This window comes from Enterococcus sp. S53 (assembly GCF_016516865.1).
Classification (GTDB): Bacteria; Bacillota; Bacilli; order Lactobacillales; family Enterococcaceae; genus Enterococcus_D; species Enterococcus_D innesii.
The window spans coordinates 112,372-125,231 of the sequence record NZ_JACVUH010000004.1 but is presented as its reverse complement, the minus strand read 5'-3'; the positions used below and the strand labels follow the sequence as shown (position 1 = coordinate 125,231).

At 47.1% G+C, this 12,860-nt stretch carries 16 protein-coding genes; all 16 read left to right on the top strand.

Translation table 11 applies throughout. The annotated features are described in order from the left end of the window. Nucleotides 1–10 precede the first annotated feature (10 nt). The 16 genes from fliG (at nt 11) to flhA (ending at nt 12,858) form a co-directional block, all read left to right on the top strand. Nucleotides 11–1,015 (top strand): flagellar motor switch protein FliG, encoded by a 1,005-nt coding sequence (fliG, locus tag IAE45_RS07545; protein ID WP_005226586.1) that lies wholly within the window; start codon nt 11–13, stop codon nt 1,013–1,015. Next, nucleotides 999–1,757, top strand: a complete 759-nt coding sequence (locus tag IAE45_RS07540) for a FliH/SctL family protein (protein WP_200125681.1) — start codon at nt 999–1,001, stop codon at nt 1,755–1,757. The genes fliG and IAE45_RS07540 overlap by 17 nt, the downstream gene beginning before the upstream one ends. Beyond that, on the top strand, nt 1,754–3,106 hold the full coding sequence (gene fliI / locus IAE45_RS07535; protein WP_077453131.1) for a flagellar protein export ATPase FliI: 1,353 nt from the start codon (nt 1,754–1,756) through the stop codon (nt 3,104–3,106). The genes IAE45_RS07540 and fliI overlap by 4 nt, the downstream gene beginning before the upstream one ends. Nucleotides 3,107–3,128: 22 nt before the next feature. Beyond that, nucleotides 3,129–3,548, top strand: a complete 420-nt coding sequence (gene fliJ / locus IAE45_RS07530; RefSeq protein ID WP_005232789.1) for a flagellar export protein FliJ — start codon at nt 3,129–3,131, stop codon at nt 3,546–3,548. A 64-nt stretch (nt 3,549–3,612) separates the two neighbouring features. After that, the gene (locus IAE45_RS07525; protein WP_200125679.1) at nt 3,613–4,950 is read left to right on the top strand and encodes a flagellar hook-length control protein FliK; all 1,338 of its coding nucleotides are present in this window, start codon (nt 3,613–3,615) and stop codon (nt 4,948–4,950) included. A gap of 12 nt (nt 4,951–4,962) precedes the next feature. Further along, nucleotides 4,963–5,391, top strand: a complete 429-nt coding sequence (locus IAE45_RS07520) for a flagellar hook capping FlgD N-terminal domain-containing protein (RefSeq protein ID WP_200125677.1) — start codon at nt 4,963–4,965, stop codon at nt 5,389–5,391. Further along, a complete protein-coding gene (locus IAE45_RS07515; RefSeq protein ID WP_015508733.1) occupies nt 5,388–5,750 on the top strand; it encodes a flagellar protein in 363 nt (120 codons plus the stop codon). Before IAE45_RS07520 ends, IAE45_RS07515 begins: the two co-directional genes overlap by 4 nt. A gap of 78 nt (nt 5,751–5,828) precedes the next feature. Continuing rightward, entirely contained in the window at nt 5,829–6,725 is an 897-nt protein-coding gene (locus IAE45_RS07510) for a flagellar hook-basal body complex protein (RefSeq protein ID WP_194195022.1), read from the top strand. A 35-nt stretch (nt 6,726–6,760) separates the two neighbouring features. Next, entirely contained in the window at nt 6,761–6,958 is a 198-nt protein-coding gene (locus tag IAE45_RS07505) for a flagellar FlbD family protein (RefSeq protein WP_005226609.1), read from the top strand. Nucleotides 6,959–6,969: 11 nt separating this feature from the next. Continuing rightward, nucleotides 6,970–7,473, top strand: a complete 504-nt coding sequence (locus IAE45_RS07500) for a flagellar basal body-associated FliL family protein (RefSeq protein WP_005472968.1) — start codon at nt 6,970–6,972, stop codon at nt 7,471–7,473. 14 nt (nt 7,474–7,487) lie between these two features. After that, on the top strand, nt 7,488–7,853 hold the full coding sequence (locus IAE45_RS07495) for a flagellar biosynthetic protein FliO (protein WP_005231716.1): 366 nt from the start codon (nt 7,488–7,490) through the stop codon (nt 7,851–7,853). Next, a complete protein-coding gene (gene fliP, locus IAE45_RS07490; protein ID WP_081117652.1) occupies nt 7,850–8,614 on the top strand; it encodes a flagellar type III secretion system pore protein FliP in 765 nt (254 codons plus the stop codon). The genes IAE45_RS07495 and fliP overlap by 4 nt, the downstream gene beginning before the upstream one ends. A 25-nt stretch (nt 8,615–8,639) precedes the next feature. Further along, nucleotides 8,640–8,903: a flagellar biosynthesis protein FliQ gene (gene fliQ, locus IAE45_RS07485; protein WP_005226613.1), complete on the top strand. Its 264-nt coding sequence runs from the start codon at nt 8,640–8,642 to the stop codon at nt 8,901–8,903. A 12-nt stretch (nt 8,904–8,915) separates the two neighbouring features. Beyond that, a complete protein-coding gene (gene fliR / locus IAE45_RS07480; RefSeq protein ID WP_200125675.1) occupies nt 8,916–9,665 on the top strand; it encodes a flagellar biosynthetic protein FliR in 750 nt (249 codons plus the stop codon). A gap of 30 nt (nt 9,666–9,695) precedes the next feature. Continuing rightward, a complete protein-coding gene (locus tag IAE45_RS07475) occupies nt 9,696–10,763 on the top strand; it encodes an EscU/YscU/HrcU family type III secretion system export apparatus switch protein (protein ID WP_200125673.1) in 1,068 nt (355 codons plus the stop codon). A 19-nt stretch (nt 10,764–10,782) separates the two neighbouring features. Next, nucleotides 10,783–12,858, top strand: coding sequence for a flagellar biosynthesis protein FlhA (flhA, locus tag IAE45_RS07470; protein WP_200125671.1), 2,076 nt, complete (start codon nt 10,783–10,785; stop codon nt 12,856–12,858). The last annotated feature ends 2 nt before the right edge of the window (nt 12,859–12,860 follow it).

The window sequence follows — 12,860 nt, the reverse complement described above, 5'->3', positions numbered from 1 at the left end:
GGGGGCAGCCATGGATACAATAGACGGGGTAAAAAAAGCAGCGATTCTTCTGATTTCTCTAGGATCAGATACCTCTGCAAAGATCATGAAGCTGCTGCCAGAATCATTTATACAAAAAGTGAGCTATGAGATCGCCAACATCGACTTTGTCAGTCCCGAAGAGCGGGATCAAGTGTTGGAGGAATTTTCTCATACCGCAACGGCCCGCAAATATGTCTTAGACGGCGGGATCGATTATGCCAAAAATTTGCTGAACCAAGCATTAGGCCCTCAAAAAGCCAAAGAAGTCATTGACGTATTGACTCAGATTCAGCTGCGGGAACGGCCCTTTAATATCGCTCGCAAAGCCGATGTTCAACAGTTGACCAATCTGTTGATCGGCGAACATCCACAAACGGTAGCGTTGATTTTGTGCTACATGCAGCCGGACAAAGCGGCCAGCGTCTTGTCACAGTTTCCCGATCATTTGCAAGTGGAGATCGCTGAACGGATCGGGACGATCTCCAGTACGTCGCCTTTGGTGATCGAACGGATCGAAAAAGTGATCGAGAACAAATTCTCGAATTACATTGAGAACGATACGGAAAATGTCGGTGGTGTGCACACACTGGTAGAAATCTTGAACTCAGTCAGCCGCAGCACCGAAAAGAACATTTTGAACGACTTAGAAAAGCGGCAACCGGAACTATCCAACGAAGTGAAATCCAGCTTGTTTACTTTCGAGGATATCGTGACCCTCGATCGCTTGGATGTTCAAAAAGTCTTGCGAGATGTTCAAAACGATGTGTTAGTCTTAGCGCTTAAAGGCACGACCGATGACATCAAGAACTTTATTTTCTCCAACCTCTCATCACGGGCGGTGGAAAATCTGCAAGAAGAAATTCAATTTATGGGTCCTACCCGCTTGTCTGCTGTAGAAGAAGCCCAACAAAGTGTGGTGGCTGTGATTCGACGGCTAGATGAAACCGGTGAGATCTACATCGGAAGGGGCGACCAAGATGCAGTGGTCAAATAGCAGTTTATTGAAGCAGCAGGCGGTCAAAACGACCGAAGCTGCGCGCAGTATTTTGACGGATACGACCATCAAAGCGCCGATTGAGAAACCAAGCTTAGACCCAGAACTGCAAGCGGCTAGACGTGCACGCCAGTTGGAGCAGGAACGGCATCTGCAGCAAATGGAAGCCTTGAAGCAGCAGATTTTGACCGATGCACAAGAACAAGCGGCGCAAATTCTAGCAGAAGCGAGAACGGAAGGCTTTCAAGCAGGACAAGCAGACGGCTTTCAACAAGGCTATCAAGAAGGACTCAATGCCAGCAAAGAAGCCGCGCAAGCATTGATGGCCCAAGCCCAAGCCAATGTCGCTGAAGCCGTTTCTGAGATCAACACCTTTCGCTCAGAGAAAAAGCAAGAAATGATCGCTTACGGCATGGCAATCGCTGAAGCCTTGATCAATCAACGTTTTACAGATGAGCAAGCAGGCTTCCTGCCTTTTGTGGAGTCTGTGCTATGGCAATTTGAACAACCCGATCAATTTGTGACTGTTCGCAGCCAAGAGCAGCATCTTGCAGGGTTGCGAGAATTGTTGGAAACCAAAAAGCAGACGATCAGCGGGTTTCGCTATTTACTCATGGCAGATGACAGCTTGGCGGAACACGATTTTTGTATCGAATCTGAAAATGCCTTGGTGGTTTTTGAACTGAGGAAAGAAATCGCTCGCTTTTTGAGCCAATTTCTAGAAAGCAGTGTGAAGGAATGACGTTTGAATTACCGATCACAGCGCTGCGCAAAACGGCGCAAGCACAGCCGTTTTTTACCACCTACGGCAAAGTCAGCGAAGTCGTAGGTCTGCTGATCAAAGTCGAAGGGCTGGCGGTTTTCATAGGGGAAATCTGTGAAGTCGCATTGCAAAACAAGACACATACAGCCTTAGCCGAAGTCGTAGGCTTTGTGAAAAAAACCGTGCTCCTGATGCCCCTTGATCAGCTAGAAGGCATCGGACCGGGCTGTTTGGTGCGGCCAACTGGCAAATCGTTAACGGTAAAAATCGATGATACGCTGCTAGGGCACACCTTAGATGGACTAGGGCGACCGTTAGATATGGCGCTGGAGCTGGAAAGTGCGCCAGAATATCCAGTTAGTCAAGATTCTCCTGACCCCTTTCGCCGTCAGAAAATCGCTGAGATCATGCCGACAGGTGTCCGGGCGATCGATGGTCTCTTGACCGTCGGCCTTGGCCAACGGATCGGCATTTTTGCCGGCAGCGGGGTCGGTAAAAGTACCTTATTGGGGATGTTGGCTCGTTATTGCGAAGCCGATGTCATCGTGATCGGCTTGATCGGCGAGCGGGGACGAGAAGTCAAAGAATTTATTGAAAATGATCTAGGCCCAGAAGGTTACCGCAAGTCGGTCGTTGTCTGTGCTACTTCCGATATGCCGCCTCTCGTACGATTAAAAGGGGCTCATGTGGCAACAGCGATCGCTGAGTATTACCGCGATCAAGGTAAGAAAGTCGTATTGATGATGGATTCGGTGACCCGTTTTGCGATGGCGCAGCGGGAGATCGGTCTATCGACAGGTGAACCACCGACGACCAAAGGTTATACCCCTTCTGTGTTTACAGCTTTACCGAAGTTGTTAGAACGCAGTGGGATGTCGGACAAAGGTTCGATCACGGCCTTTTATACCGTCTTGGTAGAAGGGGATGACATGAATGAACCGATCGCTGATGCGGTGCGGGGGATTCTTGACGGTCATATTCTGTTGTCCCGAAAAATCGCCGCTCAAAATCATTATCCTGCCATCGATATTCAAAACAGCCTCAGCCGTTTGATGAAGACCCTCGTTTCTGAGGAACAGCATGAACATGCGGGGGAACTAAAAGAAAACATGGCCGTTTATGCAGAGGCCAAGGATTTGATCGATATTGGTGCTTACAAGAGTGGCAGTAATGCGTTGACCGACCAAGCGATCGCGTTGCATCACCCCATCCTACGGTTTTTACAGCAAAAAGTGGATGAGCGGATCCCATTTGAACAAACGATTTTTGAATTGGCGCATTTGTTCAGTGAAGAAGCGCTGATCGAGCGCCAGCGTTCGACCATGTAAAACAGATCATAAAGGAGCAACCATGCAAGCATTTCACTTTTCCTTAGAAAAAGTATTGGATCACCGAAAAACCATTGAGCAAGAAGCCAAACGAGCGTACGCCCAAAAACAACAATTGTTGATTCAGCAAGAACAGCACCTGAATACGCTGGCACAGGAAAAAGCCCAGCTTTTTGATGTCAATGAGATGACCATCGGGCGGATGCAAGTGCAGCAACGCTATTTGCTTGCTTTGAATGCCACCATCGATGAGGTTCAGAACAAAATGTTTCACGTGAAGCAAGAATTGGCAGAGTCTTTATCGGTGGTGGTAGAAGCGCAGCAGGAACGCAAGATCGTGGAAAAGCTGCGAGAAAAACAATTTGCTGAATACACCTATGAACAGCAATTGGAAGAGCAAAAACAATTGGATGAGTTCGGCAATCGCGCCTTATTTTCTTAAAGCACTAATGTTTTAGTGATGAGATGACCTTGGGTTCAAAGCATCAGCTGAGAGGAGGTGAACAATGAAAGAGATCACAACAAGTGCCGCAACCGCTGTACCTGTCGGTAGCAAATCAAAAAAGATGGAGGCGTCACCAGAGGTCTTCAGTTTGATGATGCGACAGCTGACAGTTCAAGCAGGCAGCAACCTGCCAGCCCCTATCGAAACATCAGGGATGACGGAGCAAATCGCCGCCGCACCAGAAATGGGTACGGCCAGCAGTATGGAACATCTGCCGCAGGAGTCAGAAATCACTTCAGCAGCTGAACAATCTGCAACGACGCAAGCGCCAGAAATGAGCCAGATCAGCCAGACACCTTTTGCAGGCTTGGTTCAGGAAGCGGCACAGGCATCAATGGTAACGACGGAGCAGAACCAAACAAGCGCCACAGCAGCTTTAGCACCAATAGACGTAGCCACCACAGTCATCGACCCCTCCGAGTCTACGCTTGAAGGTCTGGATTTGATGACAAATGACAGAAGTGAAGCCGCAGCACCAACGCTTGAAACGCCTTTGCCAGAAGACTTAGTAGGCGAAGAGCAGTCCACGGCAAAAGGGATCGCGACTTTCAAGGAAATCGATTCAGTAACAAAAGCCGCGATTGCGCAGACGACAGAAGCACAGCTGAAACAGTCCACCGAAGGGACCGCTCAATTGGGCCAAACGGGACCATTGGATCAAGTGTTGCCAGTGACCCACCAAGCGACGGATACGACTAGCACCTTGCAACGCACGAATGAAACAGTCGCCAAAAAAGCGGAAGCTGTTTCTGCACAAGCCATTGCTTCTTCAGCAGTAACTGACAATGAAATGGCGGCACCAGCACTGCAGCTGCTTGATGTTTCTCCCCTTTTGACCAAGCAAGGACCAACGCCAACAAAAGCGAATATGGAACAAGCGGTCCTACCCTTAGCAAAAGCGACTACCCAACTCGTCCAAACGAGCAGCACGGCAAGCGAGAAAAAAATCACGCTGCAATTCGTTCCCGAAAAATTAGGCACGATCCAGCTTTCCCTAGAAACGAATGCCCAAGGCAGCCGCTTAGAACTGACCGTTCAGCAGCCACAAGCCAAAGAATTATTGCTGTCCATCAAGCATGAGCTAGAGCAAGTTTTGCAAAAGCAAGAGCAGCCGATCCTAGCGATCAAAGAACCTACGTTAGCTTCTGTCCAGCAGGCTAGTTCGCTGGCAAATCAATCCTTTGCCAGCAATATGATGGCAAGTGACAGTCAGTTAAGCCAACAACGTTTTTTACAGGCCCAAAAAGGACAAAGTAAAAAGCCGTTTCATCAAAGCAATACGGCTGAAGAAGAGCCGCAATTAGCACCGATCGATCATGCGATCAGTATTTTAGTGTAAAGGAGGAGACCTATGGTAGATGAAATTACAGCAGCTGCGGCCGGTATTGCCAATACATCAGCATTAACGCAAACAAAAAAATCTTCAGATATCTCCATGGATGATTTTTTGAAGATCTTAGCCGCATCTATGAGCAACCCATCGATGGGAGGCAGCGATTCTTCTGGTGGTAGCACCGACTATATCTCGCAACTGGTTCAATTTACGACCTTAGAGAGCTTGAATGAATTGAGCGAAACGTTGACGACCTCGGTGATTTTACAGCAACAGCAGCAAGCCTTTAGCTTGATCAATAAACAAGTCACTCTGATGGACGGCACAGAAACATTGTCAGGAACCATCGAAAAGGTCCGCTTTGCCAATGGCTACGCCACAATCGTCGTAAATGGCAAAGAATACAGTATGAGTGCGATCCAAGAGATTGGTGGCGAAGCAAAATGAGTTTGACGATTCAACAGGGGCTGCAAAAAGTTGCCGGGGAGCCTTATCAACATCCCCGCAAAGGCGTGGACAAACAAGCCTTTTCTGCAATGCTTGAACAAAAACAAAGCGACATCAAAGTCTCCCATCATGCGCAAAAGCGTTTGACCGCAAGAGAATTGACCTTACAAGACGATGATTATCAATCCCTTTCAACGGCGCTTAGTGAGCTCGCGGAAAAAGGCAGCAAAGAATCACTGCTCGTGTACAAAGATATGGGCTTGATCGCCGATGTCCATTCACGAACCATCATTACGGCGATGGGGATGAATGAGCTTCACACCGTCACCAATATTGACAGCGCCACATTTATCAAATAGCAGCTGGACTGAAAAGGGGCTGCAAGTATTTTCTGAATGACAGAGGAAAATACGCCAACCATAAGGAGGAAAACAAGCATGTTACGATCATTATATTCAGGTGTCAGTGGAATGAAAAATCTTCAAACGAAAATGGACGTGGTTTCCAATAATATCGCCAACGTCAATACGGTTGGATTCAAATCAAGTCGAGTACTTTTCCAAGACATGATGAGCCAAACGATGTCTAACGCAACTGCGCCAGGCAATGGCTTAGGCGGGATCAACGCAACGCAGATCGGTTTAGGGGTTCAGACGGGCTCCATCGATACTATCAATACAGTCGGTGCCCCGCAATCGACAGGTCGCAGCATGGATTTTTATATCAGCGGACAGGGCTACTTTATGGTACAAGGACCAGGAGCAAATGGCGAAACCTATTACACACGAGATGGCGCATTCGTGCGCGACAGCAACGGAACCTTGACCAATAGTGATGGGATGCAAGTCTTAGGTCGTTCAGTCAATGGCGGTCAACCAGTTGTCTATGATGACAACTTTGATGAAAACACGGCATTGAGCGGACAAGGTGCGGTAGCTCCCTTGTCGATCCCAAGCACACTGACCGTCAATGGGGAAACCTTGACCTATAACTCCATGGCGATCGATGCCAATGGCTTAGTGTTGGCAAAATACGGCAATCAAACCTTTGTGATGGGAAAAGTCGGTGTCGCAACCTTCAATAACCCAGAAGGCTTAGAAAAAGTCGGCGGCAACAACTATATCCAAACCAGCAACTCAGGAAATGCGATCGTTGCAGGCCCTGGCAACAATGGCGCAGGAACGCTGCAAGCAGGTGCCTTGGAAATGTCCAATGTCGATCTTTCGACAGAATTTACCGAAATGATCATTGCGAGCCGTGCCTATCAAGCAAATTCAAGAAGCATTACGACTTCTGATGAAATGCTGCAAGAATTATTGAATCTAAAACGTTAAGAACGTGACGCTTCATCATTGAGAGGAGTTTGACCATGATTCTAGTGACCGCATTGAATGGCAAGCCATTCTATTTAAATCCAACATTGATTTATCGGATCGAAGAAATGCCGGATACATTGATCACACTGACAGACGGTAAAACATTAGTGGTGACGGAAGCTGCGCAAGAAGTTGCGCAGCGGGTGATCGAGTATCATACGGTGATCCATTCGAACCAAGTGAAAACGTAAGGGTGGGAAAGATGGCAAAAGAAGAAAAAGCACCAAAAGCAGAAAAAGAGAAAAAAGGCTTGAGTATGGTTGTTTTACTGCCGATCCTCTTGATCGTGGTAGTCGGCGGCAGTATCGGCGGGACCTTAGTGACGAATCACTTTTTGACGGGGGAAAAAACAGCAGCTGCTGAAACAGCAAAAGACAGCAGCAAAATCTCCTCAGACGAAGCGATCGTGGCTTTGGATGAATTTTTAGTCAATCTGGCCAAAGAAGACAACCAAGAGCAGCAATACATGAAGGTCAATTTATCGATTTTAGTGGCGGATGAGGAAAAAAGCGCGGAAGCCACGAAAAATGTGGCGGTCATTCGTGACAGCGTCGTGAATTTATTGCGCCAACAAAAGGCCAGCGGTATTTTGAGCTCCGCCGAAAGTGTACCGAATTTAAAAAAAGCATTGAAAGAAACAATTAATCAGGAATACGGATCAGAAATCGCCAAGGATGTTTATGTGACGGATTTAGTGATCCAATAGAAAGAGGCATGTTGATGGAAACATTTTTATCGCTGGTCAAAATGATTGGGTTTTTGCTGCTTATTCTTTATTTGATCAACATCAGTTTGAAATACTTGAATCGTTACACGAACCAGCACAATCACCAGCTGCGTATTTTGCAAAAAATCGCCGTCAGCAAGTCGTCTTCGATCGGGATCGTCCAAATCATGGACAAATGTTATGTCATGAGCTTTTCTGAACAGCAAAACCAAATCATCAAAGAGTTGACGCCAGAAGAAACGGCCGCTTTTTTACAGCAAAGCCTAGAAAGCACCCAAGTGCAAGCTGGCAAAGACTTTTCTGAATGGCTCAACAAAGCCAAGGCGGAAATTGCTGGAAAACGAGGCAAGCAAAAATGAAGAGCAAAGGCAGAGATATCAAGATCATGGCTGCGGTCCTTTTCAGCAGTCTGATGCTTCCGCAGACGGCATTTGCGCTAGACACGGAAGACGTCAGTTCCACCATCAACAATTTATTGTCGAATGGGAATGGCTCAAGTGATACGATCAATACCTTCTTGTTGCTGACGCTGCTTTCCCTTTTACCAGTCTTGCTGATCATGATGACTTCTTTTACTCGTATCATCATGGTCTTGTCCTTTGTGCGCAGTTCGTTAGGTACACAGCAAAACCCGCCCAATCAAGTGTTGATCGGGTTGGCCTTATTCTTGACATTTTTTATTATGAAACCTGTGTATACCGACGTCTACCAGCAAGCGATCGAACCGTTTGATCGACAAGAGATCAGCCAAGCCGAAGCCTTTGACCGCTCAGAAAAACGGATCAAGGCCTTTATGATGGTACAGACACGGGAAAAAGACATTGCCTTGTTTGCGGAAGCTGATGGGGAGACCGAAAAGTATCATTCTTCTGACGATGTTCCTCTGACCGTTATGGTACCGGCGTTTATTATCAGTGAGTTACGAACGGCTTTCAGTATCGGCTTTTTGATTTTTATCCCCTTTTTGATCATTGATCTGGTCGTCTCCAGTATCTTGATGTCGATGGGGATGATGATGCTGTCGCCGATCATGATCTCACTGCCCTTCAAGATCTTACTATTTGTTTTAGTGGATGGCTGGTATCTGATCGTGGAGTCGCTGATCAAGAGCTTTCAATAGCCGCTAAGAAAGGAGCCAAGAGGAAATGACAGTAGAAATGGTACTTGATGTGCTAAGGGAAGCCTTTCTTCGAATTTTAGCGATATCTGGCCCTGCCTTATTGGTTGGCATGCTCGTTGGATTGGTGATCAGTATTTTTCAAGCCACTACCCAAATCCAAGAACAAACGTTGAGCTTTGTGCCGAAACTATTAGCGATTTTTTTGACCTTGATCTTGGCGGGGAATTTTATGCTGAATCTCTTGTTGAATTTTACCAAAATGATTTTCAAGATGATTGCGGCAATGTAAGGAGGAAACCTGATGGCGCCGATTCAAGCGACGGTGTTGATTTTTTGTCGAATATTGGCGTTTGTCGTCCTTTGTCCGATCTTCTCACAGCAAGATTTTCCGTCACTGGCAAAAATCGTGATCGGCATGGCGTTGACGGTCCTATGTCTGCCGACGACACCTGCGATTCCCGAGCTTTCCCTCTTTATGCTGACGGTTTTCGTCATCAAGGAAGTACTGTTTGGGATGGCGATGGGCTATTTGAGTCAGCTGGTCTTTACTGGTGTGGAAATTGCGGGTCAACTGATCGACTTTCAAGTAGGCTTTTCGATGGCGCAAGCCTATGATCCGACGTTGCAAATCGCCTCTTCCCAGTATGGCAAAACGTACTATTGGCTGACGATCGCTGTGTTTTTTGGACTTGATCTGCATCATCGACTGATCACAGCATTGCTGTTGTCTTTTCGGATCGTGCCCTTAGGCTCTGTGGTGATCCAAGGCACGACGGTTGAAGGCATCGTCAAACTTTTCAGCCAAATGATGGTGATGGCAGTCAATCTTGCGGCACCAATGATCATTGCGCTGCTGTTGGTGGACCTGGTGCTAGGTGTGATTTCTCGGTCGATTCCCCAGATCAATATTTTGATGATGAGTCTTTCGATGAAAACCGCCATCAGTTTTGTGGTGTTTCTCTTGCTACTACCCAATGTTCTTTCGTACTTAGGCAAACACTTGCCAGATACGGTCCGCTATTTGCAGGAGTTTATCGAGTCCTTTCAATAAAGTAACAGGTAGCCAGCAGGAGGTGAGAAGATGGCAGAAAAAGATGGCAAAACCGAACTACCTAGTGCCAAGCGGCTGCGGGATGCCCGCAAACGCGGGGAGGTCCCTAAGACCCAGGAATTAGCAGCAGCTGTTTCGCTATTGGTCTTCTCGTTTTTGATCCTGTCTTTATGGCAGTTTTTCGCCGCTTCTTTTTTGCCTTATTTTTCCCGAAGTTTGGCGCAGCTGGCTGATTATCAAACCAGTTTGGCGGATCTGCCGAAACTAGGGGTGCAGAGTATCTTGCTGCTGCTTTTGTTGTGTGCGCCCGTCTTTTTGGTCGCGCTCGGAGTCGGGCTTCTCACGAATTATGCCCAAGTCGGTCTGTTGTTTTCTGGCAAGGCCGTCAAACCAGATTTTAAAAAGCTGAACCCTATCAGCGGGATCAAGCAGCAATTCAGTTTGCGCTCGTTGATGAATTTAGGCAAAACATTGGCGAAATTCGGCGTGATCGTCTACTTGTGCTATCAACAATTTTTAGCTGCCGTCCCTGTTTTACTGGGTTTGAGTGAAGTGCGGTTGGAAAAAACGATTTTGTTCATGCTGCTGCGGGCCAAAGAATTGTTTTTACAGATCTCGATTTTTTTGATCATTTTGGCAGTAGTCGACTACGGCTACCAACGCTATAGCCATCGCAAGAACTTGATGATGAGCAAGCAGGAAGTCAAAGAAGAGTTCAAGCAAATGGAAGGTGATCCGCAAGTCAAAGCACAGCGCAAAGCGAAATACCGTGCGATGACCCAAAATGCCATCGCCAACGTCAAAGAAGCGACGGTTTTGATCACCAATCCGACCCATTTCGCCATTGCGATTCGGTACGATGCCAGCAGTGAAGGGGTGCCGCGGGTCTTGGCCAAAGGGGCAGATCAGCTGGCGCAGCGGATGAAAGCAGAAGCACTGAAAGAAAATATTCCACAGATCGAAAATCGTGAAGTGGCACGGGCCCTTTATCGCCAAGTAGAACCCGGGGATCTGATCCCTGTTGAAATGTATGAAGCCATTGCCGAAATCATCGCTTTGGTCTATCAGTTAGAAGAAAGCCAACGCGGCAAGATTTAAGGAAACAGGAGGAACAAAAATGAATGAGGCTGCCTCAAAACCGAAAAAAGGCATTGGTCTGGCGGATATCTTAATCTCGGTGATCGTCCTAGCTATTATTGGTCTAATTATTATTCCATTACCGAGTGCACTATTAGATATTCTGATCATTATCAATTTGACGATTGCGATCAACATTTTACTGATCACCCTGTTTACAAAATCAGTGTTGGAATTCACTACGTTTCCAACCTTGCTGCTGATCACAACGATGTTTCGTTTAGGTTTGAATCTATCTTCCACTCGGTTGATCTTGACCCAAGGAAATGGCGGACACGTGATCGATGCCTTCGCCAATGTCGTTGCCGGCAGCAATTACATCGTGGGGATCATTTTGTTCGTGATCATCATGGTGGTTCAGCTAGTCGTCGTGACCAATGGTGCAGGGCGTGTCTCCGAGGTAACTGCTCGCTTCACATTAGATGCGATGCCCGGCAAGCAAATGGCGATCGATTCCGACCTAAATGCCGGATTGATCACGGAAGCGGATGCCCGCAAACGACGAAAAGATCTGCAGCGAGAAGCTGATTTCTTTGGTTCGATGGATGGTGCCAGCAAGTTTGTCAAAGGGGATGCGATCGCAGGGATCTTGATCACTGTCATCAATTTAGTCGGTGGGGCGATCATTTTCTCCATGGGCGGACAAATGACCGTCATGGAAGCCTTCGCCCAATTCGGGAAACTGGCGATCGGGGATGGCTTGGTCAGCTCGATTCCCTCTTTATTGATTTCGATTGCTTCTGGGGTGATCGTGACTCGTTCCGATAACGATAGTTCCTTTGGTTTGGATATTGCGGCAGATGTGATGCGTAATCCCCAACTGTTTCGGATCGTGGGGGCGATTCTCTTCGTCTTAGCCTTAGTTCCTGGGTTTCCTTTTGTGCCTTTTGTGTTGATTGGCTTAGGCCTTTTCGTAGCCAGTTTTCTGGTGACGCAAAAAGAAGAAAAGCAGCGAGTGGAACAAAAACAATGGGAACAAAAATTGGCACTGGAACGCAAAAAAGAAGCACAGGAAGAAGACGATTCCGTGGCTTCCTTCCAAGTGGAACCAATCTCAGTGGAAATCGGTTATGGTCTGATCCCTATCGTGGATCGTTCGATCGACAACAGCTTGATGAACCGCATCGTGGCGATTCGAAAACAGAGTGCTAGAGAATTAGGGATCTTAGTCAGTCCCGTTCGTATTCGCGACAACCTCTACTTGGATGCCAATGATTATGTGATCAAGATCCGCGGCAACGAAGTCGGCCGCGGCGATATTTACCCGAATAAAGTCATGGTGATCAGCCCGAATGAAGAGCCGTTTCCTTTTCAAGGAATCGCAACAAAAGAACCAGCCTTTCATCTGGATGCTATGTGGATCGATGAATCCGATAAGGAGATGGCGGATCTGCAAGGGTTTACGATTATCGAGCCGTTGACCGTGATCGCAACACACTTAAAAGAAATCATCTATGCCCATGCACCAGAGCTGTTAGGTCGCCAAGAAGTCAAGAAATTATTGGAGGGCATCAAAGAGCAGTACAATGTCGTGATCGATGAATTGATCCCCGATATCTTGCGGCTCGGCGAGGTCCAAAAAGTTTTACAAAATTTATTGGATGAGCAAATTCCCATCAATGACTTAGCAACGATCTTAGAAACCTTAGCCGATTACGGCGTTGTCACGAAAGACGTAGAAGTTTTGACAGAATATGTTCGCCAAGCACTGAAACGGACGATCGCTGCCAAGTATGCCAATGAGAACCACGAGCTACAAGTGGCGGTGATCCAGCCGAAACTAGAAGAAATCATCGCTCAAAGTATCCAAAAAACCGCAACTGGCTCTTACCCGGTCTTAAAACCAGATACCGTGACCAAGCTGTTGGATGCCATCAGTGGGATCCAACATGCGGCGATCGCTCAAAATATCAATTTCGTCATTTTGGCATCGCCTAAGATTCGGTTAGCATTCAAAAAAATGATCGTTTTTAATTTTCCAGATATCGCCGTTCTTTCTCTAAATGAGATTCCCAATGAAATTGCGATCGAAACGGTGGGCAGTATTGATATTTAAGC